Consider the following 26,666-nt stretch of genomic DNA (forward strand, 5'->3'; position numbering starts at 1 on the left):
CTTTGTTGAACGGAGTGACTCATATGGTGATGAGCATGACCGGTTTTGGACGGAGTGTCAAACAGACATCCGATTGCATGGTGCAAGTTGAAATCAAAACGGTTAACCATCGCTACCGCGAATTCCACATAAAAATGCCTCCACAGCTTTCCCAGGCTGAAATCCCGCTTCGGAACCAGCTCAGCAAGCAATTCAACAGAGGCCGGATTGAATTGAATATCAAAGTGTCAGGAAATATTTCACCGGGAAAAGAATTGCATATTGACTGGGATTTGATGGACAGTTATTATCATTTTATAAAGGAAGCAAAGAAAAGATATCGATTGGCCGAAGAAACTGTTTTATCCGATCTGTTCAGGCTGGAAGAAGCCGTTATTGTTGGCGAAACAGGCGATATTGACGGCGATGTACTTTCATTGTTATTGAGTGCTGCCGATGATGCAGCCGCCCAGGTACTGAAAATGCGGGAAACAGAAGGAAACTCATTATCAATTGAATTGGATTCTTACATAAACTCCCTGGAAGAACTTGTCCAAAAAACAAAAGAACTTTCCCCATTGGTTCAAAAAACATATACTGACAGGCTCCGAAGCAAATTATATGAAATGGTGAAGGAAAACATAGATGAAACAAGGATTGTTTCCGAAGCTGCCATTTTTGCCGACAAAGCCGACATAAGTGAAGAAACGGCAAGGCTTATAAGCCACATATCCCAATTTAGGGAAGCACTTTTTGCGACTGGGCCGATTGGAAGAAAAATGGACTTCATCATACAGGAAATGAATCGGGAAGTGAATACGATCGGTTCCAAAGCCAACGATTCAAACATATCCATCATGGCGGTTGAAATGAAAGTGTTGATTGAAAAGTTGCGTGAACAGGTGCAGAATATCGAATGAATGATAGAAATAAGGCTGAGCAGCCGAAGTTGACTGGAGGAGCAGCATGCCGATACAGCTCTTAAACATAGGTTTTGGAAATATTGTTTCTGCCAACCGGATCATATCCATTGTCAGTCCTGAATCAGCACCGATCAAAAGGATGATTCAGGATGCCCGTGAGAGGGCAACCTTAATAGATGCTACATATGGAAGAAGGACGCGTGCGGTGATCATCATGGATAGTGAGCACGTCATTCTTTCGGCAGTACAGCCTGAAACGGTTGCCCAACGTTTAATTTCGAATGGCCAGGAAGAAGGGTAGGATTACTGAATGAGTGATAAAGGGATTTTGATTGTGCTTTCCGGACCGTCAGGAGTTGGGAAAGGGACTGTCAGAAAGGCGGTCTTCTCACGGCCGGATGCCAAATTTGAATATTCTATCTCCATGACGACGAGAAAACCCCGCGAAGGGGAAGTTGACGGAGTCGACTACTTCTTTAAGTCCAAGGAGGAGTTTGAAAAGCTGATTGAAGAGGGAAAATTGCTTGAATACGCCCAATACGTGGGCAATTATTACGGCACTCCTGTTGATTATGTAAAGGAAACATTGGAAGCCGGAAAAGATGTTTTCCTGGAGATTGAAGTTCAGGGTGCCAAGCAAGTCCGGGAAAAAATCCCCGATGGCATCTTCATTTTTCTCATGCCCCCAAGCCTTGCCGAACTGAAAAACAGAATTGTCGGCAGGGGAACAGAGTCGGTGGATTTGATCCGCAACCGAATGGAAGCAGCAAGGAAAGAAATTGAACTGACAAGTATGTATGATTATATTGTTGTAAATGATGATGTCGAGCGGGCAGTTGACAAAATCAATGCGATTGTCCAGGCGGAGCACTGCCGCAGTGAGCGCGTCATTGATAAATATATCGAAATGCTGGAGGTGAAGTAACATGTTATATCCTTCAATAGATAAATTAATGAATGTGATCGACTCCAAATATTCACTCGTAACGGTTGCGGCAAAAAGGGCGCGTAAGCTTCAGGAAGATCATAATCCCCAGCTGGAAAAATACAGATCACATAAGTTTGTAGGAAAAGCCCTTGAAGAGATCTATAACGGAGTTTTAACGATGAAAGAGCCGGATGGCGATGAGTCAGAAGATGAAGCCAAACAAGATCCGGCATAATAATCCGTCATATTCAACCTGTCGACAAGGCAGGTTTTTTTCTTTTATAAAGGCCGTAAATCATTCATAATAGAAAGAATAGAGGATGAAAAAAGGGGATATTTGCTGTGAAAAAAAAGAATGTTTTGTTATGTGTCACAGGGGGCATTGCCGTTTACAAAGCTGCAGATCTGACAAGCAAGCTTGTGCAGTCAGGCTTCAATGTGAAAGTCATCATGAGTGATTCTGCGAAGAAGTTTGTCACTCCGCTGACGTTCCAGGCTTTATCGCGAAACGAAGTCTTTGTGGACACTTTTATTGAAAATAACCCTGGAGTGATTGCACACATAGACCTTGCTGATTGGGCGGATTTGATTTTAGTAGCACCTGCAACGGCCAATACGATCGGCAAGCTGGCAAACGGGATAGCGGATGACATGGTGACCACCACTCTGTTGGCGTCGGCAGCCCCGGTCTGGATTGCGCCTGCAATGAATGTCCATATGTACGGGCATCCTGCCGTCAAAAAGAATATGGAAACCCTTATGCAGATGGGCTGTAATTTTCTCGAACCGGGGGAAGGTTATTTGGCTTGCGGCTATGTCGGAAAAGGCAGACTGGAAGAACCGGCTAAAATTTTGGAACTTGTGAAAGCTCAATTTGAATCGGAAAAGTTATTTGCAAGCAAGACATTTTTAATAACAGCAGGTCCTACAAAGGAGAAAATCGACCCCGTCCGGTATTTTACCAATCGATCCAGCGGCAAAATGGGCTATGCTCTTGCAGAGCAGGCGGCATTGATGGGAGCAAAAGTCATTTTGGTTACAGGGACAAATGCACTGCCGGAGCCCAAAGGAGTAAAAGTCATACATGTTGAGAGCGCTGCGGACATGTACGATGAAGTAATGGCTTATGCGGATGAAGCCGACGTGATCATCAAGAGTGCCGCAGTTGCAGATTACAGGCCGAAGTTGGTACATGATTCGAAAATGAAGAAGCAGGCTGGCGACATGGCCATAGAACTGGAAAGGACGAAAGACATCCTATTTGAGCTGGGACAAAAGAAAAAGCACCAGTTTCTTGTCGGATTTGCTGCAGAAACCGACAATATGGAAGAGTATGCCAAAAATAAGCTGATCAAGAAAAATGCAGATATGATCGTGGCGAACAATGTAGCTGCAGATGGGGCCGGTTTTGCAGGGGATACGAATATTGTCACAATTTTTCACAAAGACCTTTCGAGCGTTTCGCTCCCGTTATTGAGCAAACAGGAAACGGCTAGAAGGATTTTATTGGAGATATCGGAAAAGCTGGGGGATGATTGCCACTTATGACAATCGCACAAGTCATTGTTGATGTCCCTTCCTTGGGGACAGACAAGGTATTCGATTACGCTGTTCCTAAAAAATGGGAAGGCATGATCCGGCCGGGCATGCGGGTAGCTGTTCCCTTCGGCCCAAGGTCCATACAGGGCTTTGTTGTCAAGTTGAACGAACATACGGATATAGAAAAAATAAAAAATATCATTCAGCCGCTTGATTTGGCGCCGGTGTTGAATGAAGAACTGCTTCAATTGGGAGACTGGATGGCGAAGGAGACCATATCTTATAAAGTATCTGTTTTTCATGCGATGCTGCCCGTTGCCATGAAAGCCAAGTATGAAAAGATCATCAGAAGGACGGACAATGCGAGCCTGCTCCTTGATAAGCTGTTTGAGGGAAAACAGGAGGTTTCATGGAAAGAAGCTGAAAAGCGCAGCCTTCTCCCGGCATTGCATAAAGAGATTGAAAAAGGCAACGCCGAAGTGATTTATTTTGTAAAAGACAGGGCAAGGAAAAAGTTGAAAAGGACCGTTGAATTGGCCGCTGGAAAAGATGAGCTGGAAGACATTCTCTTTTCACTCCCATCCAACGCCGTCAACCAAGCAAAGCTGATCCGGCATCTATTGGATTCAGAGCCGGGTATGATTGAAGCGGCTGTTTTGGCCAAGGAAGCCGGGGTCCCGGCAGCAGCAATTAAGGCACTGATCAAAAAAGGCGTTTTATCGGAACATATGGTGGAAGAATACCGTGATCCTTATGAGCATAAGGACTTTGAAAGAACAAGCCCGCTTCCTCTTACAAAGGACCAGCAGGCAGCAATGGATCCGGTTTTGCGTTCCATCGAGGAACGATCACATGAGACGTTTCTTTTATATGGCGTAACCGGAAGCGGGAAAACGGAAGTGTACCTGCAGGCGATCCAGGAAGTCATCAAACAGGGGAAAGAAGCGATCGTCCTTGTTCCTGAAATTGCTTTGACCCCCCAGATGGTTGAGCGGTTTAAAGGAAGATTCGGAAGCGACGTGGCTGTCTTGCACAGCCGGCTTTCCATTGGGGAACAATACGATGAGTGGAGAAAGATTCAAAGGAAAGAAGTGAAAGTGGTAGTCGGCGCACGGTCTGCGATATTTGCCCCTTTTGAGAATCTCGGCATCATCATCATCGATGAAGAGCATGAGTCAAGCTATAAACAGGAAGAGATTCCACGGTATCATGCGCGCGATGTAGCCATCAAAAGAGGGGAGTACCATCGGTGTCCTGTCATTCTCGGGAGCGCGACACCTTCGCTTGAGTCTTTTGCCAGGGCCCAAAAAGGCGTCTACCACCTGCTCACCCTTTCAAAAAGAATGAATGACAGGGGATTGCCTCCAGTAACGGTTGTTGATATGAGAGAGGAAATGCGAAGCGGGAACCGGTCGATGTTTTCATCCGATCTGTTTGAAAAAATAAAAGACCGCCTTCATAAAGGGGAGCAGACCGTCCTGTTCCTGAACAGGCGGGGCCATTCCACTTTTATCATGTGCAGGGACTGCGGTTATGTCATGCAATGTCCCCATTGCGATATTTCCATGACCTATCACCGTTCATCCAATGAAATGAAGTGCCATTACTGCGGTTTCCAGACGGGTGTTCCTGCGGAATGCCCGGAATGCGGCAGCAGCCATATCAGATATTTTGGGATGGGTACACAAAAGGTTGAGGAAGAACTGGTAAAACTCCTCCCTGAAGCAAGGATCATAAGAATGGATGTAGATACAACGACGAGAAAAGGGGCGCATGAAAGGATCCTCGAGCATTTCCAAGCCGGTAAAGCAGATATTTTACTGGGGACTCAAATGATTGCCAAGGGCCTGGATTTTCCCAATATCACCCTTGTAGGGGTGCTCAGTGCCGATACGATGCTGCATTTGCCGGATTTTCGGGCTGCAGAAAAAACGTTCCAGCTGCTGACCCAGGTCAGCGGAAGGGCGGGAAGGCATGAATTGTCCGGAGAAGTGGTTGTTCAAACGTATACTCCCGAACATTACAGCATCCAATTGGCCGCCCTGCAGGATTACCAACGTTTTTATAATCAAGAGATGGCCATGAGAAAAATCGGTCTATACCCGCCCTTTTATTACCTGGCGCTTGTGACCGTCACCCACGAGGATCTGATGCAGGCGGTGGCCGCTACCGAGAAAATATCAAATTTCTTAAAATCAAACATCTCTGAAGAAGCGATTTTATTGGGCCCTGTCGCTTCGCCGATACCAAAGATCAATGATAGATATCGCTATCAATGTCTGATAAAATACAAGCGTGAACCAAACCTTTTTTCAGCAATGAGAAAAGTACTGGAGCATTATAATCCACAAGCTTCCCGTGATGGTTTATCCATCACGATTGATATAAACCCATATAATATGATGTAGCGAACAGAAAGAAGGGTCAGCTTTGTCTATACTTCAAATCGTTCACCACCCAAATGAAATTCTTGAAACTGTGTGTGAACAGGTGAAAAGCTTTGACAAGAATCTCCATCGTCTATTGGATAATATGTATGACACGATGGTCGCCGAAGATGGTGTCGGGCTTGCGGCTCCGCAAATCGGCATAATCAGCCAAATTGCAATAGTAGATATTGGGGAAGGGGAAGAATCAGAGCGGTTTGAATTGATCAACCCGGAAATCATCGGGCAAAAAGGTACACAGATCGACATTGAAGGATGTTTAAGCTTCCCAGGCATTTATGGAAAAGTTCCGCGGGCGCAATTGGTCATAATCAAAGCAAACGACCGTTACGGGGATGAATTTACTTTGGAGGCGGAAGGCTATCTGGCGCGCGCCATCCAGCATGAAATCGATCATTTAAATGGGGTTCTGTTTACATCGAAAGTGGTTGAATATGTCGATGAATCGGAACTGGGAGATTGGAGTGAAGAACAATTACAAAGGTGATATTCATGGGCACGCCTGACTTTTCCGTGCCCATTTTGAAAAGACTCGTCGAAGAAGGTTATGATGTTGCGGCTGTTGTCACACAGCCTGACCGCCCTGTAGGAAGAAAAAAAGTGATGACCCCTCCGCCTGTGAAGGTGGAAGCGGTGAATCTCGGCATACCTGTTTTCCAGCCGGAAAAAATCCGTGTTGCAGAGGAAACGGAAAAAATATTGGCAATTGGCCCTGACTTGATCATTACGGCAGCTTTCGGACAAATTTTGCCAAAGGAAATATTGGAATTCCCAAAGCTTGGCTGCATCAATGTGCATGCTTCCCTCCTTCCTGAACTTCGCGGCGGGGCCCCCATTCACTATGCCATTTTACAAGGGAAAGATAAAACCGGTGTTACCATCATGCATATGGTTGAGAAATTAGATGCGGGAGATATGATCAGCCAGGTGGAAGTGCCGATAGAAGAAGATGATGATGTCGGTTCCCTTCATGATAAATTAAGCTCAGCAGGCGCTGAACTTCTTTCTGATACGCTGCCGAAAATCATTTCCGGTGAAGCTGATAGAATTCCCCAAAACGAGGATTTGGCTACATTTGCCGCCAATATTACCCGTGAACAGGAAAAGATTGACTGGAAAAAAACCGGGGGGGAAATCTATGATCAAATCCGGGGCCTGCGGCCTTGGCCTGTGGCCTATACAAAGCTCAACAATGAAGTGCTAAAAATCTGGGGAGCGCAAAAGCAGGCCGGCCAAGTTGGCGAACCAGGAACGATTATAAAAGTCGAAAAAGACGGGTTTATCGTTTCCAGCGGGGATGACACAGCGATAAAAATAACTGAACTTCAGCCTGCGGGAAAGAAAAGGATGCCCGCTTCCCAGTTTTTAATGGGAGCCGGCTCATTTCTGGAACCGGGGTTGAAATTGGGCGGACCTGATGAATAAACATAAAAAAAACGTCAGGGAAGCTGCACTGGATATTATCGAAGCGGTGGAGAGGAACCGTTCATACAGCAATCTCCTTCTCAACGAAACAATTAAAAAGCATCAATTCACAGGTGCGGATGCTGCCCTTTTGACGGAAATCAGCTATGGGACAATCCAAAGGAAAATGACGCTTGATTATTATTTGACCCCTTTTGTAAAAAAGAAAGTGGAACATTGGGTCAGGCTTTTATTGCGGCTTTCCGTCTACCAGATGGTATACCTTGACAAGATTCCGGACCGCGCAGTCATCCACGAAGCTGTTGAAATTGCTAAAAGACGCGGCCATAAAGGGATAGCAGGACTGGTAAATGGAGTATTGAGATCCGTTCAAAGAAAGGGGATACCCTCCCTTGATGAAATTAAAGATCCAACCGTGCGGCTTTCCATCGAAACAAGCCATCCCGAATGGCTCGTTAAGCGCTGGATTGATCAGTATGGTTTTGATCAAGCAAAGAATATGTGTGAAGAGAACCTTCTTGCCCCTGTACAGACTGCCAGAGTGAATGAGACCCTCACAAACCGGGAGCATGTCATCGAACAACTGAAGGAAGAGGGGATATCGGCTGTCCCGAGTCCTTTGCTTCCATTCGGAATCCAAGCGGTGGAAGGAAACCTTGCCCGTTCAAAAGCATATAAAGAAGGGCTTTTTACGATTCAGGATGAAAGCTCTATGTTAGTGGCTTATGCCCTGGAGCTTGAACCCGGCCAGCGAGTGCTGGATGCATGTGCAGCCCCGGGAGGAAAAACAACCCACATTGCAGAAATGCTTGATAATACAGGAAAAGTGATTGCACTTGATCTGCACCCCCATAAAGTAAAACTGATTATGGATCAGGTTAAAAGGCTTCATTTGAAAAATGTGGAAGCAAAGGCCATGGACAGCCGCAAAACGGAGGATGTCTTTGAAATGGAATCATTTGACAGGGTCCTTGTGGATGCCCCCTGTTCGGGACTTGGAGTGTTGAGGAGAAAGCCTGATATCAAGTATTCTAAGGCCGAAGAAGATATTTATGCACTAAAGAGCGTACAGATGGATATTTTGAATGAAACGTCCAAGCTGGTTAAAAAAGGCGGATTACTTGTGTTCAGTACATGTACAGTCGACAAAGAAGAAAATGAGGAAACGGCCGCACACTTTCTGGAACATCACCCTGAGTTTGAACCGAATCGTCTTCGAATGCCGGAAGCACTGCCAATGAAGGATAATGAATATTCGTTGCAAATTTTCCCGCAGGATTTCGGCGGAGACGGGTTTTTTATATCCTCTTTCAGAAAAAAAGGGTCATAGTATGGAAATAATGACAATAGCAGATTTTGTATTGAAGGGTGAGGTGATAGGAAATGCTGGCAATTTTTAAAACAGATACGGGAAAGGTCCGGCAGCATAATGAAGACAATGGCGGGGTCTTCATGAATGTGCAGGGGGAAATGCTGGCAATTGTGGCTGACGGAATGGGGGGGCACAAAGCGGGTGAAGTGGCAAGCGGCATTGCTGTTAATGAATTAAAACAACAATGGCAAGAGGTCCGAACAGCCCTTACTCCTGCGGAAGCGGAACAATGGCTTCAGGAACACGTGGCTGCCGTCAACAAAAAAATCTTTGAACATGCGAAAGAAAACTCACATTGTGAAGGCATGGGAACGACAATCGTTGCCGCAATCTGCACCAGCAGGTTTGCAACAGTGGCAAATGTCGGTGACAGCCGCTGTTATGTAATGAATGAGCAAGGCTACGCCCAGTTGACGGAAGATCACTCCTTTGTGAACGAGCTTGTTAAAACCGGACAAATATCACCTGAAGATGCTGCGCATCATCCCAGGAAAAATATCGTATTAAAAGCGGCCGGGACCCAAGAGGAAATAGACATAGATACAAAAACCATCACTTTTGAAGAAGGGGACAAAATATTGCTCTGTTCGGACGGCTTGTCCGATAAAGTGAGCAAAATTGAAATGGAACAAACATTGAAAGCATCCCTGACAAAAGAAGAGAAGGCTGACCGTTTGATTGAACTGGCCAATCAATATGGCGGAGAAGATAATATATCACTTGCCATAGTAGAATATGCGGCCCGCGGTGAAAGCAGGTGCAACGAATGCTGATCGGAAAAAGAATTAGCGGGCGCTATAAAATCATTAAAATGATTGGCGGCGGCGGAATGGCCAACGTCTATCTGGCCCGTGACATGATATTGGACCGTGATGTGGCGGTGAAAATTTTGAGGCTGGATTTCGCGGACGAAGAAGAATTCATCCGCCGGTTTCAGAGGGAGGCCCAGTCGGCGACAAGCCTGAACCACCCGAACATAGTAAACATTTTCGATGTAGGTGAAGAAGATAATATTTACTACATCGTCATGGAATATGTGGACGGGTTGACCTTGAAGCAATACATACAAAACTATTATCCCATTTCGGTTGAAAAAGTGATTGATATTGTCAAGCAGCTGACTTCTGCTCTTGAACACGCCCATTATAACCATATTATCCATCGTGACATCAAACCTCAAAATATTCTGATAGACCACGACGGCAATGTGAAAATAACAGACTTCGGTATTGCCATGGCATTAAGTGCCACGTCCATCACGCACACAAATGCTGTGCTCGGTTCTGTACATTATCTGTCCCCTGAACAGGCCAGGGGGGGAATGGCGACAAAAAAATCGGATATTTATTCACTGGGGATCGTCATGTTTGAACTTTTGACAGGGAGGCTTCCTTTTTCCGGCGAGTCGGCTGTCTCTATCGCTTTAAAGCATCTGCAATCGGAAACTCCGCCGCCGACAAGGTGGAACCCCGATATTCCGCAAAGCGTGGAAAATATCGTTTTGAAGGCAACAGCCAAAGATCCCTTCCTCCGTTATAACAGTATCGAAGAAATGGAAAAAGATCTGGAGACAGCACTTGATCCGGAGCGGATGAAAGAACCGAAGTTCATCATTCCGGAAGATCATGAAGCAACAAAAGCCATCCCGGTCATAACAGAAGATCATGTTGAATCACTCGACGATGACACAATGATCCATCAAATAGATACGAAAGACGTAGAAAAACCGGACAAGAAAAACAAGGACAAAAATAAAAAAACAAGGAAAAAATGGCCATGGGTTGTCGGCTCCATTCTGGCTGTCCTGATTATTGCCGCAGTTTTCCTCATAATGATGCCCGCACTGATGAGCGCCAAAGTGGTACAAGTGCCGGACGTGAGCGGAGAGATGTATGACGATGCGGTGAAGAGTCTGGTGGATGCCGGATTTGAAGTCGGTGAAAAAATTGAAACAACCGATGAAGTTGTGACGGAAGGCGAAGTGATCAAGACAAGCCCGAAGGCCGGCCGTGAAGTGAAAAAAGGCAGTTTGATCAATGTCTATGTGAGCACAGGCAAGGAAAAATTTGAGCTCTCCGATTACAAGGGCAGGGACTATGATGAAATTGTTGAACTGCTCGACAAAGAAGGCTTTGATCATATTGATAAGGAAGATGTCTATGATACCGCTGCACCGGGGACAATCATTGAGCAGGATCCCGCACCGGGTTCTGAAGTGGTTCCTTCTGAGACCACATTGATTTTTAAAGTGAGTTTGGGTGAAGAAAAGGTCACTTTGGAGGATTTGTCGGGCAATAACCAAAAAGGTCTTGAAAGCTATGAGAAATCAACCGGGTTAATAATCGATTCTTCCAATGAAGAATATTCGGATGATGTGCCGGAGGGTCTTGTCATAAAGCAGGATCCAGCCCCGGGTACCGAGCTGATGAAAGGCTCTACCGTAAAAGTAACCATATCAAAAGGGCAGAAAGAAATCCCGCCTGAAAAGGTGACCAAAGAAATTACCATTCCATATGAGCCAAGTGAAGAAGGAAAGCCGCAGGAAATCAGGATTTTTATCGAAGATATGAATCACAGCATGACAGTGCCGGCAGAAACATTCACGATTGATTCCACAGAGAAAAGACAATTGGAATTTACAATAGAAAAAGGAAAAAAAGCAGGCTATAAAGTTGTAAGGGATAATACGGTCATCTTGGACGAGGAAGTTTCAGGAAAATAATTTTTGAAAAAAAGGATGGATGCCATGTCGGAAGGAAAAATCATTAAAGCATTGAGCGGATTTTATTATGTACTCGAAGGGGAAAATATCATTCGGTGCCGCGGACGCGGGGTTTTTCGGAAAAAGAATGTTACCCCTCTTGTTGGGGATTATGTCGTCTTCCAGTCTGAAAACGAAACGGAAGGCTATATCATGGAAATCAAACCGAGAAAAAATGAGCTCATCCGGCCCCCGATAGCCAATATCGACCAGGCGATTTTGGTCTTTTCGGCGGCCAGGCCGGACTTCAGTCCACTGCTTCTTGACCGTTTTCTCTCAGTGATTGAAGCGAATGACATTACTCCTGTCATTTGCATCACAAAGATGGATTTGTTATCTGAGGAGGAAAAGAAAAAGATCGGCTGGTACATTGATGGATACCAGTCGATCGGCTATGAAGTTTTTCAATTGTCAACAAAGACCGGAGATGGGCTAAAACAACTATTTCCATTCATCGATGGAAAAATCAGCGTCTTGGCCGGACAATCCGGAGTCGGGAAATCGTCCCTGCTCAACTCATTGCATCCTCAGTTGGATATAAAAACTGCGGATATTTCTGACCACCTTGGAAGAGGAAAGCACACCACCCGCCATGTGGAGCTTCTTCAAATCGGGGGAGGCCTCGTTGCTGATACACCGGGATTCAGTTCATTGGAGTTCCCGGAAATGGAGGCGGAAGATCTGCCATTTACATTTCCGGAAATTGAGCAATACGGAGAAAACTGCAAATTCCGGGGCTGTCTTCATATAAATGAACCTGGCTGTGCCGTAAAGCAGGCAGTCGAATCCGGCGAAATCCGCCAATACCGCTATGATCATTATCAGGATTTTTACCAAGAAATAAAGAATAGAAAGCCGAGGTATTAAGATGAAGATTGCACCATCAATTCTTGCAGCCGATTTTTTGAAACTTGGGGATGAAATAAAAGAAGTGGAAGCTGCAGGAGCAGATTACATTCATATCGATGTCATGGACGGACATTTTGTCCCGAACATTACGATGGGCCCCGGAACTGTGGCCGCAATCAAAACGGTGACGGACCTTCCGCTTGATGTACATTTGATGATAGAGAATCCTCATTTATATATAGGAGACTTTGCCAAGGCCGGGTCTGATTATATAACGATCCATGTCGAAGCCGACCCGCATCTGCACCGGACGCTTCAAGAGATAAAGAAACACGGTGTAAAAGCAGGCGTCGTATTAAATCCTGCCACCCCTGCCGAGTCAATCAAGCATGTTTTGGAAGATATCGATATGGTTTTATTAATGACGGTCAACCCCGGTTTTGGGGGACAGTCGTTCATTGAGCCCGTCCTTCCAAAGATAACGGAAGTTAAAAACATGGCGGGTGAAAGAGGCCTGGATCTGGAAATCGAAGTGGACGGCGGCATTAATGCTGATACAGCCCGGCTGTGCAAGGAAGCAGGTGCGAATGTTTTCGTCGCCGGGTCCTTCATTTTTAATCAGCCTGACCGGAAAAAAGCGATTGATGATATTCGAAATCAATTAAAGCAAGCATGACAAGCGGTGAATTCCATTGAAAAAAACAATTCATATCGTAGCCGGAGGGCCCGGAGAGTTAATTCCGGAGTTATCTGAATATCAGGAAGAAAACATCGTATGGATCGGCGTTGACAAAGGAGTTCAAACAATTTTCCATGCAGGGCTCCAACCGGGTTTGGCTGTAGGTGATTTCGATTCGATCAAGGAAGAAGAATTGGAGAGGATTGAACGTCAAGTTCCGTCACTGCGCCGGTTTAAGCCGGAAAAAGATGAAACGGACATGGAGCTGGCCATCATGTGGGCATTGGAAATGAATCCGTCTGCTGTCAAGATATTCGGCGGGACGGGGGGCCGGCTTGATCATTTCATGGCAAATGCGCTTATGTTGGGTAAATTCAAACGGGACCATTCCGGTATCAATTTTGAATTGATTGATGTTCAAAACAATCTTTCGGTCCATTTGCCGGGAAGCCATGAAATAAAACGTGATGGGGAGAAAAAGTTCATCTCCTTTATCCCGATTTTTTCAGATGTATATGGATTGACATTGCAAGGATTCAAGTATCCCCTCAAACATCATCACGTCGCTAAAGGTTCTTCCTTATGCATCAGCAATGAACTTATTCAGGAAACTGGTCATTTTTCATTCGAAAAAGGCATATTAATGATGATAAGGAGCAAGGATTAATATTGGCATGAATGAACTGGTTATGCGTACTTATGTATAGATCATGAATATGATATGAATGAGAAAATGTCAGTTTTTTTATAGTGATGAGGAGGGGACCTGTATGAAGTTTTATACAATCAAGCTTCCAAGGTTTTTAGGGGGCATTGTGAGAGCGATGCTTGGAACGTTCAAGAAAGATTAAATTATAGGCGCTGTAGCTGGACGTAAGTTGGGGCTGTATTCTATATTTTTCTCGCAAATAAGTTTGGGAAACGCAAAAAGAGGCACCTGTTCAAGGCGCCTCTTTTGTGTTTCAAATCGAATATCAGTTCAGCTGCAAAGCGCCGATTACGGGCGCTGTACGCATTTGTGTTACACTCTTTCCACTTTGCCTGATTTAAGGGCGCGAGCGGAAACCCAGACACGCTTTGGTTTTCCATCGACCAAAATGCGTACTTTTTGAAGGTTTGCACCCCAAGTGCGTCTATTGGCATTCATTGCGTGTGAACGTTTGTTGCCTGTACTTGTTTTCCGTCCTGTAATAACACATTTTTTAGACATTGATGATTCCCCTCCTGTCACTGGCATTACCATAAATAATCGAATGATTATTTCATCCTTTTTATGAAAAGATACTTTAATAATTTATCACAGAAAGGCCCGCAATGCAACAAATCATTCAACTTCTGTCATGCTTGAATCCTTGACAGCATGAACTTGCTGTTTCCGCTTTTAAAATGGAACCCGTTATAGTAATATAATCATAGCTCACTAAGGGGAACAAAAGGTACGCGGCTTATTATAATAGGGGGGATAATTTGTGTCCATCGAAATGAAAACGAAATTTGGCCAAATTGATATTTCCAATGAAGTGGTTGCCACGATTGCCGGCGGCGCTGCCATCGACTGTTACGGCATCGTCGGTATGGCTTCCAAAAACCAGATTCGTGACGGATTGACCGAGATTCTAAGAAAAGAAAACTTCTCCAGAGGAGTCGTCATTCGCCAGGAAAACGATGAACTCCATATCGATATGTACATTATCGTCAGTTACGGGACAAAAATTTCTGAAGTGGCATTTAATGTGCAGTCTAAAGTCAAATATACACTGAAAAAAACGATCGGCATGTCTGCCGATACTGTCAATATTTATGTTCAGGGGGTTCGTGTGACGAATCCGTAATGAGGAGGAAAAGTTCGTGTCGATTACATCTTTGGATGGTAACCGCTTTGCCGAAATGATTCTTAGCGGTGCGAATCATTTGTCAGCAAATGCTGAAATCGTTGATGCATTAAATGTTTTCCCCGTACCGGACGGTGATACGGGAACAAATATGAAGCTATCCATAACATCCGGTTCAAAGGAAGCCCAGGCGAATAAGCAGGATCATATTGGAAAGGTGGGTGCCGCCTTTGCCAAAGGCCTTTTAATGGGGGCCAGGGGGAATTCGGGTGTCATTTTGTCCCAGCTGTTCAGAGGATTTTCTAAAGATATTGAGCATAAATCAACGATCACAGGAGCAGAATTCGCCCATGCGCTGAAAGCCGGAATGGAAACAGCCTATAAAGCAGTCATGAAACCTGTCGAGGGAACCATTTTAACAGTGGCCAAGGATGCTGCGAATGAAGCGGTAAAGGCTGCCGGCAAAACGGATGATCTCATAGAAATCATGGAAAAAACTTTGGAAGAGGCGAAAAGATCTTTAGAAAGAACACAGGACCTGCTGCCGGTACTGAAAGAGGTCGGAGTCGTAGACAGCGGCGGCCAGGGACTTGTATTCGTCTATGAAGGTTTCTTGTCTTCCCTTTCCGGGAAGGAGATTCCGAGTGCGGGGCCTGCTGCTCCTTCGATGGAAGAACTGGTCAGTGCACAACATCATCAAAATGTCCATGGCTTTATGGATACGGAGGATATTGAATTTGGGTATTGCACCGAATTTATGGTTCGGCTGGAAAACGGCAAACGCCCTTATAATGAAGAGGAATTCCGCTCCGATCTCAGCCAATACGGTGATTCGCTTCTTGTCATTTCGGACGAAGATGTGGCGAAGGTCCATATTCATTCAGAGCGGCCCGGCGAGGTGTTATCGTACGGACAGCAGTACGGCCCTCTGATCCATATGAAAATTGAAAATATGAGGGAGCAGCACAGTGCCCTTAAGAAGAAAAAACCGGCCGCCCGGGCCCCATTAAAGGAAAAACAAGAGTATGCCATCATTACAGTTTCGATGGGGAAAGGCGTCGGGAAGCTGCTCAAAAGCATCGGGGCTTCCGCCATCATTGAAGGTGGGCAAACGATGAATCCAAGCACCGAGGATATCGTAAAAGCAGTAAAATCTGCAAATGCAAAAAATGTCATCATTTTGCCGAATAATAAAAATATCATTATGGCTGCCGAACAGGCTGCAGACATTGCAGAAGGAAATGTCGCTGTTGTTCCGTCAAAGACGCTGCCCCAAGGGATGGCCGCCATTCTTGCTTTTAATCCGACTGCCTCTCTCGAAACAAACTGCCAGGGGATGGCCGAGGCAATGAAGGAAGTAAAAACAGGACAGGTCACCTATGCAGTCAGGGATACGGTCATTGATGGAGTGAAGATCTCTAAAGGTGACTATATGGGAATAGCCGATGGTAAAATTGTAACGTCGGGACCTAACCTTTTGGAAACTGCCAAAAATCTGTTAAATGAAATGATTGATGAAGACTCGGAAATTTTGACTGTCCTTTATGGTGAGGATGCGGACAAGCAAGAACTGGATCAACTCACTGATTATGCAAATCAGAATTTTGAAGACATTGAAATGGAAGTCCATGATGGAGGACAGCCAGTATATACGTACATCTTTTCTGTTGAATAAATCTACTGATTGAGGGGGTCGGTTTTGCAGATCATGAATAGTCCATTGGATCAAGAAGTGACAGTTTTAAAGGGCATAGGCGATGAGACTCGCGCCCAGCTGGCAGGCATGGGCATTCATACAATCCGCGATTTACTGTACTATCTTCCTTACCGATACGATGACTCAAGGCTGCGTGATTTAACCGAGGTAGAACATGATGAGCGCATTACGATTGAAGGGAAGGTTCATAGTGAACCTTCCCTTGTGTATTATGGAAGGAAACGAAACCGTCTGACTGTCCGCCTGCTGGTTGGAAGGTATTTGGTAAAAGCAGTCATGTTTAACCGGGGCTACCTGAAAGGAAAACTGCAGCCGCAAAGGACAATCACTGTTACCGGAAAATGGGACAAACACCGGCAGACTCTCACTTGCAACGAGGTCGTGCTCGGCCCCCATGAAGAGATCGGGGACTTTCAGCCGGTATATGCTGTAAAGGGCCAGTTGACTGTAAAAGCATTGCGCCGCTTTATTAAAGAGGCGTTCGAGACTTTCAGCGGGTATATTGAAGAAACCCTTCCGGAATCCCTCCTGGAAAAGTACAAGCTGGCCGGTATTGCAGATGCATTGAAATTCATGCATTTTCCGGAATCGGGAAAGGAAATGAAGCAAGGGCGGAGACGCTTTGTATATGAGGAATTCCTTCTATTCCAACTTAAAATGCAGGCCCTTCGCAGGACGAGAAGGGAAGGCACCCGAGGTGTCGGCCAAAACTATGACCTTCATAAACTAAAAGCCTTCATTTCTTCCCTTCCTTTTTCTCTTACAAATGCCCAGAAAAAAGCTGTGAACGAAATTTGCTTTGATCTGAAATCCCCGTATAAAATGAACAGGCTTCTACAGGGGGATGTCGGTTCAGGAAAAACAGTCGTCGCTGCCATTGCGATGTTCGCCAGTGTAACTGCCGGATATCAGGGGGCGCTCATGGTACCGACCGAAATTTTGGCAGAGCAGCACGCGGAATCGCTTCAAAGCCTTTTTTCACATACCGATCTATCCATCGAATTGCTGACAAGCTCGGTGAAAGGCAAAAAGCGGCAGGATATATTAAATCGCCTCAGGACCGGTGATATAGATATCATGATCGGCACCCATTCCCTTATACAGGAAGATGTGGACTTCCATCACCTGGGCCTTGTCATTACAGATGAGCAGCACCGCTTCGGTGTGGAGCAGCGCCGGGTTCTGAAAGAAAAGGGCGAAAGCCCGGATGTTTTGTTTATGACAGCCACGCCTATCCCCCGCACATTGGCCATTACGGTGTTCGGGGAAATGGATGTCTCCATCATTGACGAATTGCCAAAGGGAAGGAAGCCGATTGAAACGTATTGGGCGAAGCATGACATGCTGGATCGGGTTTTGGATTTCATGGAGAAAGAACTTCGTGACGGGAGGCAGGCATATGTCATCTGTCCATTAATTGAAGAGAGCGACAAATTGGATGTCCAAAATGCCATCGATGTTTACGATATGCTGTCCAATCATTTCCATGGCCGTTTTAAGACGGGGCTAATGCATGGCCGTCTGCCTGCAGCGGAAAAAGATGATGTCATGAAAGCATTCAGTAAAAATGAAATACAGCTGCTTGTATCGACAACTGTCGTGGAAGTCGGAGTAAATGTTCCAAACGCGACATTCATGCTGATATATGATGCGGAAAGGTTCGGTCTGGCCCAGCTTCACCAGCTGCGCGGCCGGGTTGGAAGGGGAAGCAGCCAGTCCTATTGTATTTTGCTTGCGGACCCGAAAACGGAAATCGGAAAAGAAAGGATGCAGATCATGACCGAAACAAATGACGGATTTGTTTTGAGCGAGCGTGATCTTGAATTGAGGGGGCCGGGTGATTTTTTTGGAAAAAAACAAAGCGGCCTTCCTGAATTTAAAGTGGCTGACATGGTTCACGATTACCGTGTCCTTGAGATTGCAAGGAACGATGCAATGCAGCTGATAGAATCCGAGTCTTTTTGGAAAGATGAGCGGTTTTCTTCGTTAAGAAATCATTTGGAAGAGTCGGGCGCCCTGTCCGAAGAAAAACTGGACTAGGCTGGCCTGGCTGCATTTTTTTAGTTGCAAGCTTGCGAAGCATTTTATATACTACTATTAATACCAAGTCTTAATATCGGGAAATGATGTGAATCAAATGAAGCCTTCGAAAAAGGAACGACAGAAATTGCTCGCGGAGACGATAGATGCCAATCCTTTTGTAACGGATGAGGAGCTCGCAGAAAAATTCATGGTGAGTGTGCAGACGATCAGGCTGGATCGTATGGAGATGGCAATACCCGAATTGAGGGAAAGAATAAAAACTGTGGCAGAAAAACATGTGGAAAATGAAGTGAAATCACTTCCGATGAGTGAAGTAATCGGCGAGGTGGTTGACCTTAATTTAGATCAGAACGCCATTTCCATATTCGATGTCCGGGAGGAACATGTTTTCACCCGCAACTCCATCGCCCGGGGGCACCATTTGTTCGCCCAGGCCAACTCACTTGCAGTTGCGGTCATCAATGATGAACTGGCTTTGACCGTCAAGGCAAAAATCCATTTCACCCGCTCTGTAAAAGTGGGAGAGAGGGTAGTGGCAAAGGCAAAGGTGCGCCCATATAAAAAAGGCGACAAACGGACCATCGTGGATGTTGAGAGCTTTGTCGGCGGGGAACTGGCATTCAGGGGCGAATTTGAAATGTATCGCCAGTGACTAAGAAAAGCGGAAGCGCCTGTCCATCGACGTACAGACAGAGCAAAATGAGAAAGACTGCCACTTTCCCTTCGTGTTTAATGCTGGCTTAGTTTTATTAAAAGGGAGATAGTTTATGAAAATAGCAATTGATGCCATGGGCGGCGATCATGCGCCGAAGGAGATCATTCTCGGCGTAAACAAGGCTGCCCGGGATTTTTCTGATACTGGATTTGTTTTATATGGGGATCAAGAACAGATACGGAAGCATCTTCAGCCGAGTGAACGGGTAACGATTGTCCATACGGATGAAGTGATCAGCCCGACGGATGAGCCGGTCAGGGCAGTGCGCCGCAAAAAGGAAGCTTCCATGGTGAAGATGGCCCAGGCGGTAGCGGATGGGGAAGCCGATGCCTGCATATCCGCTGGAAATACGGGTGCTTTGATGACTGCCGGTTTATTTATTGTCGGCAGAATCAAAGGAATCGAGCGGCCCGCATTGGCGCCTACCCTTCCAACACTGGACGGAAAAGGCTTTTTGATGCTTGATCTTGGGGCAAACGCGGATGCAAAGCCGGAGCATCTGCTCCAATATGCTTTCATGGGACAGATTTACGCTGAGAAAGTAAGGAAAATTGAAAAGCCAAGGGTCGCTCTATTAAACATCGGATCTGAATCCAATAAAGGGAACGAACTGACCAAAAAGACATTTGATCTCCTTGAGGGCTCCGATGTTAATTTTGTCGGAAATATCGAAGCAAGGGAATTGCTCGAAGGGCACGCAGATGTTGTTGTTACGGACGGTTTTACCGGAAATGTCGTCCTTAAAGCCATCGAAGGGACCGCTGCTTCCCTTTTTTCGATGTTAAAATCAACATTTACAAGCAGCCTTAAGAATAAGCTTGCCGCCGGGTTGATTAAATCGGACCTGGTTGAGCTGAAAAACAAAATGGATTATTCGGAGTACGGGGGAGCCGCACTGTTCGGACTGAAGTCCCCGGTTATCAAAGCTCACGGCTCATCCAATTCGAACGCGGTGTACCATGCCATTCGCCAAACAAGGGATATCGTGATGAATGATGTGGCCGGAACAATAAAAGCCGCTGTCGCGGAACAAAAAGAATAAAGGGGGCAGGACATTGGGAAAAATAGCATTTATCTTCCCGGGCCAGGGTTCACAGACAGTGGGCATGGGAAAAGGAGCGGCCGAAACGAATGAAAAGGCCAAAAAGATTTTTGATCAGGCAGACTTACGACTTGGTTATTCGCTTTCTTCCATCATTTTCGAAGGTCCTCAGGAAAAGCTGACATTGACGGCCAACGCACAGCCGGCCCTTTTGACGACAAGTATTGCCCTTTTGCAAAGCATGTCGGAAGCGGGTATCACCCCGGACTATACTGCGGGCCACAGCCTTGGTGAATATACAGCGCTTGTTGCGAGCGGAGCAATCGATTTCGAAGATGCCGTCTATGCCGTGCATAAACGCGGCGTATATATGGAGGAAGCCGTTCCGGACGGAAAAGGGACAATGGCAGCTGTTCTGGGTCTTGATAGGGACAACCTTCAGAGTGTTTGCGAAAGTGTTACCGAAGAAGGGGACGCAGTTCAGTTGGCCAATATAAACTGCCCTGGGCAAATCGTCATTTCAGGAACGGTGGCAGGAGTCCAAAAGGCGGGGGAAAAAGCGAAAGAGCAGGGGGCAAAGCGTGTTCTTCCTTTGCAGGTGAGCGGTCCTTTCCATTCAAGCCTCATGAAGCCGGCGGCGGAAAAATTCAGTAACATTTTAAATGAAATTTCTATCCGGGATGCTTCTGTCCCTGTAGTCGTCAATGTGACGGCTGCACCCGAAACAACAAAGGAAGCATTTCAGGAAAAGCTGATTGAGCAGCTGTATTCCCCGGTGCTGTGGGAAGATACGGTACAAAAGCTGATTGATCTTGGCGTAGATAAGTTTGTTGAAATTGGGCCTGGGAAGGTATTGTCCGGTTTAGTGCGAAAAGTGGACAGAAATGTAAGCACAATTTCAGTCCAGGATCCGGAAAGCTGCCAACAGGTGATACAATTATTGAGGGGGGAATAACATGAAACTGGAAGGAAAGGTGGCACTCGTAACGGGTGCCTCCAGAGGGATCGGCAGAGCGACTGCCATTAAGCTTGCGGAAGCAGGAGCCGATGTCGTCGTGAACTATGCCGGCAGTACAGATAAAGCCAATGAAGTGGCGGAACAGATAAAAGCGCTTGGAAGGGAAGCCATTACCTATCAGTGCAATGTGTCAGACAGTGATGCGGTACAGTCAATGGCCAAAGATGTTATAGCAAAGTTCGGAAGGCTCGATATTCTAGTAAACAATGCCGGCATTACCAGGGATAATCTTCTCATGAGAATGAAAGAAAATGAATGGGATGATGTGATTGACACAAACTTGAAAGGAGTCTTCCTTTGCACGAAAGCTTTCACCAGGCAGATGATGAAACAGAGAAGCGGCAGAATCATCAATGTGGCTTCCATTGTAGGTGTCATCGGAAACCCGGGACAAGCCAATTATGTGGCAGCAAAAGCAGGGGTAATCGGCTTGACGAAGTCGGCTGCAAGAGAACTCGCATCCCGGGGAATCACTGTCAATGCCGTTGCGCCTGGATTTATTGCGACAGATATGACGGACCAGCTGGCGGATGAGCAAAAAGAAGCAATGCTGGAACAAATTCCCCTTTCAAAGTTCGGGCAGGCTTCGGATATTGCGAATGCGGTTTTATTCCTTGCCTCGGATGATGCCAATTACATTACCGGCCAGACGATTCATGTTGACGGCGGCATGGCCATGTAATGGATGATGATTATTTTATTTTTATGATGTTTCGATTATAATGGCTTGAGGGGAGGTGAACCGGATGGCAGATATACAGGAAAGAGTGACTAAAATTATTGTTGACCGTCTTGGAGTTGAAGAGTCAAAGGTTGAATTGGATTCTTCTTTCAAAGATGATCTCGGGGCTGACTCGCTTGACGTTGTAGAACTTGTTATGGAATTGGAAGATGAGTTTGATATGGAAATTTCCGATGAAGACGCAGAAAAAATTTCAACAGTCGGCGACGCAGTCAATTACATAAAAAGCAATAGCTAGTCGTTGGAAACTAAATGTCCCGTTGATTTGCCAGCGGGGCTTTTTCTGCTTTAACTTTACCTTATAAGGTGGATAGACAATGCGAAAATCAAGAAAAGATGCAAAAGCAGCTGAAAGGGAGGCCTCCCTGTTTAAAAAGCTGCAGGAGCGGACGGGCATTCATTTTTCAAATGAAAAACTTTTAAAGAAAGCTTTTACACATTCATCCTATGTGAATGAGCATCGCAAAAGGCCGTATGAAGACAATGAACGCCTTGAATTTCTGGGTGATGCTGTTTTGGAATTGACAGTCTCCCAATTTTTATATGAAAAATATCCCATGATGAGCGAAGGGGAATTGACGAAATTAAGGGCGGCCATTGTGTGTGAGCCATCTCTTGTCACCTTTGCCAACGAACTGGAATTTGGAGAGGCAGTCCTGCTCGGAAAAGGGGAAGAGTTGACAGGAGGAAGAAAAAGGCCGGCTTTGCTTGCGGACGCCTTTGAAGCATTCATTGGCGCTTTATATCTTGATCAGGGGCTGGAAAAAACCAAGGCTTTTCTGGATGAGATAGTTTTTCCGAAAGTTGAAATAGGTGCTTTTTCTCATGTGATGGATTTTAAAAGCCAGCTGCAGGAAGTTGTCCAAAGGGACGGATCCGGCACGCTTGAATATCAAATTTTAAAGGAACACGGCCCGGCCCACAACAGGTTGTTTGAATCACAGGTAGTTCTGAATGGAGAAGTGATTGGTAAAGGAAAAGGCCGGTCCAAGAAAGAGGCTGAACAGCATGCTGCACAAATGGCCCTTGGTAAATTGGATGAACAGTGATACACGGTAGATGAAAAGGAGGAAAAAATTTTGTTCCTCAAGCAGTTGAACATATATGGTTTCAAATCATTTGCGGAAAAAACAGAACTGGAGTTTGTCCCCGGTGTGACTGCAGTTGTCGGGCCGAACGGCAGCGGAAAAAGCAATGTCACCGATGCGCTCCGCTGGGTTCTTGGAGAGCAATCCGCCAAGTCGCTGCGCGGCGGGACGATGGAAGACATCATTTTTGCCGGCAGTGATGCAAGAAAACCGCTGAATTATGCTGAAGTTTCCATTATCCTTGATAACCAGGGAGGAAAGCTTCCCATTGATTATAATGAGGTCAGTGTAAAGAGGCGGGTTTTCCGGACGGGTGAAAGTGAATTTTTCATCAACGACAATCCTTGCCGGCTAAGGGACATCGTAGGTCTGTTTACGGACTCGGGCTTGGGACGGGAAGCTTTTTCCATTATCAGCCAGGGAAAAGTGGACCAAATTTTAAACAGCAAGCCCGAGGAACGCAGGACAATTTTCGAAGAAGCGGCCGGTGTGCTCAAATATAAGCAGCGCAAGAAAAAAACCGAAGAAAAGCTTGCAGAAACAGAAGAAAATCTCAACCGTGTCCAAGATATTCTCCATGAATTGGACAGCCAGCTTGTTGTATTGAAAGATCAGGCGGAAACTGCGGAAAAATTTCTGGAAAAGCAGGATGAACTGAAGAAAATTGAAGGTGCCCTCATCGTCCGGGAAGTGGAGAGCCTGTATATTAAGTGGGAGAAAGCCAAAAAGGAGCTTGAAACATATACGGACTCTGAAATCAAGCTGTCCAATGAAATGCAGCAGCTTGAAATGGCGGCGGATGAAGACAGACAAGGCCAAAATGAATTGGACGTGAAAATAAACCGCCTGCAGGAGGAGCTTCTCTCGGTTTCCGAACATTTGGAAAAGCTGGAAGGCAGGCGCCAAGTGCTCCATGAAAAAAGCAGAAATGCGATCCGGAATATTGAAATACTGAAGGGAAATATAAAAGACTCAAAGTTAAAAACCAACAGTCTTCAGGGTGAAAAAAAGAAAATTGAACAGCTCATATCCGAAAAGGAGACTGAAGCGGCGGCACTGAAAAAAAGGTTGTCTGACAAAAAGCTGGAATTGGATCACTTGGATGATACGCTCGATCATACAATTGAAACATTAAAAAGTGACTACGTCGATTTGATGAATGAGCATGTTTCAGACAAAAACGAACTTCAGTATATTGAAAAACAGCTGGGCCAGCAGGAAGTCAGGCTGAAAAAGCTTGCAGCAGACAAAAGGAAATACGAGGAAGAAAAGGCATCCATTGAAAACAAGCTTGGAAGCATGCGTGAGGAAATGCGTGAACTCAAAGACCAGATCGGCGCGTTTGAAAAAGAAGAACAGCAAATGCTAAAGGAATTGGAATCTCTCAAAAAATATAGAGAGGAACAGCAGTCAAGGCTTTTTCAGTTGTACCGTGACCATCAGCAGCAAAAAGCCAAAAAAGAGAGCCTTGAAACAATGGAAGAGGATTACGCAGGCTACATGCAAGGTGTCCGTGAGGTGCTAAAAGCCAAGGGAACGATTTTGCAGGGTATCGAAGGCAGCGCTGCCGATCTTATCCATGTTCCGAAAGAGCTTGAAACGGGGATAGAAACGGCCCTTGGTGGTGCGGTCCAGCACGTGGTTGTCCAAACTGAAGCGGACGGGCGAGAGGCAATCAGCTATTTGAAGAAGAATCGGCTCGGCAGGGCTACATTTCTCCCTTTGAGCGTAATAAAGGGAAAATATCTCAGCCCAAACCAGAAGGAAGCTCTCCAGCGCCACAGTTCATTCCTTGGTGTAGCCGCAGACCTGGTTGGCTGCGACAAGAAATATGAACCTGTCATCAGATATTTGTTGGGAAATGTTGTTGTGGCAAAAGATTTAAAAGGTGCCGGGGAATTGGCAAAGCTGGCTGGCTATCGGCTTCGCGTCGTTACTCCGGCGGGGGAAATCATTAACCCGGGAGGATCTATGACTGGGGGAGCTTCCAGGCAGAAAAAGAGCTCCCTGATCGGGAGAAAAAATCAACTGGAACAGATCAGAAAAGAGCTTGCTGCTCTGGAACGCGAGACGACTTCCACTGAAATGGCCGTAAATGACGCAAAAGCAAAGCTGGCTGATTATGAAAAACGTATGTCCCAAGGGAAGTCAAAAACGAAAGAATTGGAAAGCCTGCTTTATGAACGTCAATCGGATGTGGCGCGGCTGGAAATCACATTGAAAAACACCGAAGAATATCTTTCTCTCAGCGGGATGGAAATGAAGGAGCTTGCTGCAGAAGGAGAATCGCTAAAACGCCAAAAAGAACAAATTGCGGAAGCCATAAGAAGCAAGGAGCAGTCCATTCGTTTATTGGAAGAAAAAATACAGGGCCTAACTGAAAAGAAAAGCTCGCAGCAAAGTTCAAAAGACCATCTGTTGGCTGCAATCAACCAATTAAACATACAAAGTGCCCAACTGGAGGAACAGCTGGTTGCAGCACAATCGAATCTTGAGCGAATAGAGGCTTCGATTGAACAAACTATCTTGCAGTCAGAAGCAGCCGGTAAAGAATTGAATGCCCTACATGCCGAAAATGAAGATATATTGGGTAAAGTGGCCGAACTCGAGAAAGAAGCGAAAGAAACCCAGGCAAAGAGAGAGGCGACGCTGCAAAATATTTCAACTAGCCGAAATGAAAGAGCCCGGCTTCAGGAAGCTGTCTCCAGCAAGGAGATTGAGTTGAAAGAACTTGCAAGACAGCAAAAAAGACTGACAGATAAGCTGAAAGGCGAAGAATTGAAGGCAGGCCGCCTTGAACTTGAGATGGAGAATCTCATAAAAATTTTGAGGGATGAATTCACCATCTCCTTTGAGCGTGCCCAAAAGGAATTTTCTTTATCTATTGAAGCATCTGAAGCGAAGCAAAGGCGGGACGAACTAAAAATTGAACTATCGGAAATAGGGACTGTGAACATCGGGGCGATTGAAGAATATAAAAGGGTGTACAGCCGCAGCCAGTTTTTATTGGAACAGCAGGCAGATCTTTCACAGGCGAAAGAAACTCTGTACCAAATTATGGATGAAATGGACGATGAAATGACAAAAAGGTTCGGCAGCACTTTTCAATCCATCCAACAAGCATTTCAAGGCGTATTCTCCTCGTTGTTTGGTGGGGGAAAAGCAGAATTGAGATTGACACAGCCCGATGACCTGCTGAATACAGGTGTTGATATCATTGCACAGCCGCCTGGTAAAAAACTTCAAAATTTAAGCTTGCTCTCAGGTGGGGAAAGGTCCTTGACCGCAATCGCTCTGCTCTTTTCAATTTTAAAAGTGCGTCCAGTTCCTTTTTGCGTATTGGATGAAGTCGAGGCTGCCCTTGATGAGGCAAATGTCAATCGTTTCAGTGAATATTTGAAAAAATTCAGTGAAAACACCCAGTTCATCGTGATTACCCACAGACAGGGAACAATGGCGGGTGCAGATGTCCTATATGGGATCACGATGCAGGAATCGGGTGTTTCCAAGCTTGTATCCGTCAAGTTGGAAGAAGAACGGATGATGGCGCAAATTTAATCATTGGGG

At 45.7% G+C, this 26,666-nt stretch carries 26 protein-coding genes; 25 read left to right on the forward strand and 1 reads right to left on the reverse strand.

The annotated features are described in order from the left end of the window. The first annotated feature begins 23 nt into the window (after positions 1-23). The 15 genes from D4N35_RS02575 to spoVM all read left to right on the forward strand — a co-directional run bounded on the left by D4N35_RS02575 (position 24) and on the right by spoVM (position 13,753). Positions 24-899: a YicC/YloC family endoribonuclease gene (locus D4N35_RS02575; protein WP_144461421.1), complete on the forward strand. Its 876-nt coding sequence runs from the start codon at positions 24-26 to the stop codon at positions 897-899. Between the two features lie 46 nt (positions 900-945). Continuing rightward, positions 946-1,203, forward strand: a complete 258-nt coding sequence (gene remA, locus D4N35_RS02580) for an extracellular matrix/biofilm regulator RemA (RefSeq protein ID WP_018705194.1) — start codon at positions 946-948, stop codon at positions 1,201-1,203. A gap of 9 nt (positions 1,204-1,212) precedes the next feature. Next, positions 1,213-1,827: a guanylate kinase gene (gene gmk / locus D4N35_RS02585; protein ID WP_120069536.1), complete on the forward strand. Its 615-nt coding sequence runs from the start codon at positions 1,213-1,215 to the stop codon at positions 1,825-1,827. A 1-nt stretch (position 1,828) separates the two neighbouring features. Continuing rightward, positions 1,829-2,065, forward strand: a complete 237-nt coding sequence (gene rpoZ / locus D4N35_RS02590; RefSeq protein WP_120069539.1) for a DNA-directed RNA polymerase subunit omega — start codon at positions 1,829-1,831, stop codon at positions 2,063-2,065. Between the two features lie 107 nt (positions 2,066-2,172). Further along, positions 2,173-3,378 carry a bifunctional phosphopantothenoylcysteine decarboxylase/phosphopantothenate--cysteine ligase CoaBC gene (gene coaBC / locus D4N35_RS02595; protein WP_120069542.1) on the forward strand — a complete coding sequence of 402 codons (1,206 nt, stop codon included), beginning with the start codon at positions 2,173-2,175 and terminating at the stop codon, positions 3,376-3,378. Next, a complete protein-coding gene (gene priA / locus D4N35_RS02600) occupies positions 3,375-5,777 on the forward strand; it encodes a primosomal protein N' (RefSeq protein ID WP_120069545.1) in 2,403 nt (800 codons plus the stop codon). Before coaBC ends, priA begins: the two co-directional genes overlap by 4 nt. Before the next feature lie 22 nt (positions 5,778-5,799). After that, complete coding sequence (gene def, locus D4N35_RS02605) at positions 5,800-6,303, forward strand: peptide deformylase (RefSeq protein ID WP_120069548.1); 504 nt, start codon at positions 5,800-5,802, stop codon at positions 6,301-6,303. Further along, entirely contained in the window at positions 6,291-7,241 is a 951-nt protein-coding gene (gene fmt / locus D4N35_RS02610) for a methionyl-tRNA formyltransferase (RefSeq protein WP_164876272.1), read from the forward strand. The genes def and fmt overlap by 13 nt, the downstream gene beginning before the upstream one ends. Then, the gene (gene rsmB / locus D4N35_RS02615) at positions 7,234-8,571 is read left to right on the forward strand and encodes a 16S rRNA (cytosine(967)-C(5))-methyltransferase RsmB (protein WP_120069553.1); all 1,338 of its coding nucleotides are present in this window, start codon (positions 7,234-7,236) and stop codon (positions 8,569-8,571) included. The genes fmt and rsmB overlap by 8 nt, the downstream gene beginning before the upstream one ends. A 53-nt stretch (positions 8,572-8,624) precedes the next feature. Next, the gene (locus D4N35_RS02620) at positions 8,625-9,386 is read left to right on the forward strand and encodes a Stp1/IreP family PP2C-type Ser/Thr phosphatase (RefSeq protein WP_120069556.1); all 762 of its coding nucleotides are present in this window, start codon (positions 8,625-8,627) and stop codon (positions 9,384-9,386) included. After that, positions 9,380-11,335, forward strand: a complete 1,956-nt coding sequence (gene pknB, locus D4N35_RS02625) for a Stk1 family PASTA domain-containing Ser/Thr kinase (RefSeq protein ID WP_120069558.1) — start codon at positions 9,380-9,382, stop codon at positions 11,333-11,335. Before D4N35_RS02620 ends, pknB begins: the two co-directional genes overlap by 7 nt. A 24-nt stretch (positions 11,336-11,359) precedes the next feature. Continuing rightward, positions 11,360-12,241: a ribosome small subunit-dependent GTPase A gene (rsgA, locus tag D4N35_RS02630; protein WP_120069863.1), complete on the forward strand. Its 882-nt coding sequence runs from the start codon at positions 11,360-11,362 to the stop codon at positions 12,239-12,241. 1 nt (position 12,242) lies between these two features. Beyond that, positions 12,243-12,899 (forward strand): ribulose-phosphate 3-epimerase, encoded by a 657-nt coding sequence (gene rpe, locus D4N35_RS02635; protein WP_120069561.1) that lies wholly within the window; start codon positions 12,243-12,245, stop codon positions 12,897-12,899. Between the two features lie 16 nt (positions 12,900-12,915). Next, on the forward strand, positions 12,916-13,569 hold the full coding sequence (locus D4N35_RS02640) for a thiamine diphosphokinase (protein ID WP_120069564.1): 654 nt from the start codon (positions 12,916-12,918) through the stop codon (positions 13,567-13,569). 103 nt (positions 13,570-13,672) lie between these two features. Beyond that, positions 13,673-13,753 (forward strand): stage V sporulation protein SpoVM, encoded by an 81-nt coding sequence (spoVM, locus tag D4N35_RS02645; RefSeq protein WP_018705181.1) that lies wholly within the window; start codon positions 13,673-13,675, stop codon positions 13,751-13,753. Positions 13,754-13,923: 170 nt separating this feature from the next. Here the strand turns inward: spoVM and rpmB are convergent, their stop codons facing one another. Beyond that, positions 13,924-14,112, reverse strand: coding sequence for a 50S ribosomal protein L28 (rpmB, locus tag D4N35_RS02650; protein WP_018705180.1), 189 nt, complete (start codon positions 14,110-14,112; stop codon positions 13,924-13,926). A gap of 259 nt (positions 14,113-14,371) precedes the next feature. Here rpmB and D4N35_RS02655 point away from each other — a divergent pair, with 259 nt between their 5' ends. The 10 genes from D4N35_RS02655 (at position 14,372) to smc (ending at position 26,657) form a co-directional block, all read left to right on the forward strand. Then, positions 14,372-14,734 (forward strand): Asp23/Gls24 family envelope stress response protein, encoded by a 363-nt coding sequence (locus tag D4N35_RS02655; protein ID WP_120069567.1) that lies wholly within the window; start codon positions 14,372-14,374, stop codon positions 14,732-14,734. Positions 14,735-14,750: 16 nt separating this feature from the next. Continuing rightward, positions 14,751-16,409, forward strand: a complete 1,659-nt coding sequence (locus D4N35_RS02660; protein ID WP_120069572.1) for a DAK2 domain-containing protein — start codon at positions 14,751-14,753, stop codon at positions 16,407-16,409. Between the two features lie 33 nt (positions 16,410-16,442). After that, positions 16,443-18,491, forward strand: coding sequence for an ATP-dependent DNA helicase RecG (recG, locus tag D4N35_RS02665; RefSeq protein WP_120069866.1), 2,049 nt, complete (start codon positions 16,443-16,445; stop codon positions 18,489-18,491). Between the two features lie 97 nt (positions 18,492-18,588). Beyond that, positions 18,589-19,146: a transcription factor FapR gene (gene fapR / locus D4N35_RS02670; protein ID WP_120069575.1), complete on the forward strand. Its 558-nt coding sequence runs from the start codon at positions 18,589-18,591 to the stop codon at positions 19,144-19,146. A 115-nt stretch (positions 19,147-19,261) separates the two neighbouring features. Beyond that, a complete protein-coding gene (plsX, locus tag D4N35_RS02675) occupies positions 19,262-20,251 on the forward strand; it encodes a phosphate acyltransferase PlsX (RefSeq protein WP_120069578.1) in 990 nt (329 codons plus the stop codon). 13 nt (positions 20,252-20,264) lie between these two features. Further along, positions 20,265-21,206 (forward strand): ACP S-malonyltransferase, encoded by a 942-nt coding sequence (fabD, locus tag D4N35_RS02680; RefSeq protein ID WP_120069582.1) that lies wholly within the window; start codon positions 20,265-20,267, stop codon positions 21,204-21,206. Position 21,207: 1 nt separating this feature from the next. Then, positions 21,208-21,951 carry a 3-oxoacyl-[acyl-carrier-protein] reductase gene (gene fabG / locus D4N35_RS02685; protein ID WP_120069585.1) on the forward strand — a complete coding sequence of 248 codons (744 nt, stop codon included), beginning with the start codon at positions 21,208-21,210 and terminating at the stop codon, positions 21,949-21,951. A 64-nt stretch (positions 21,952-22,015) separates the two neighbouring features. Next, a complete protein-coding gene (acpP, locus tag D4N35_RS02690) occupies positions 22,016-22,249 on the forward strand; it encodes an acyl carrier protein (protein ID WP_120069588.1) in 234 nt (77 codons plus the stop codon). A 79-nt stretch (positions 22,250-22,328) separates the two neighbouring features. Continuing rightward, positions 22,329-23,060, forward strand: coding sequence for a ribonuclease III (gene rnc, locus D4N35_RS02695; protein ID WP_120069591.1), 732 nt, complete (start codon positions 22,329-22,331; stop codon positions 23,058-23,060). Between the two features lie 30 nt (positions 23,061-23,090). Then, on the forward strand, positions 23,091-26,657 hold the full coding sequence (gene smc / locus D4N35_RS02700) for a chromosome segregation protein SMC (protein WP_120069594.1): 3,567 nt from the start codon (positions 23,091-23,093) through the stop codon (positions 26,655-26,657). The last annotated feature ends 9 nt before the right edge of the window (positions 26,658-26,666 follow it).

The organism is Siminovitchia fortis (assembly GCF_003605365.2).
GTDB lineage: Bacteria > Bacillota > Bacilli > Bacillales > Bacillaceae_C > Siminovitchia > Siminovitchia fortis.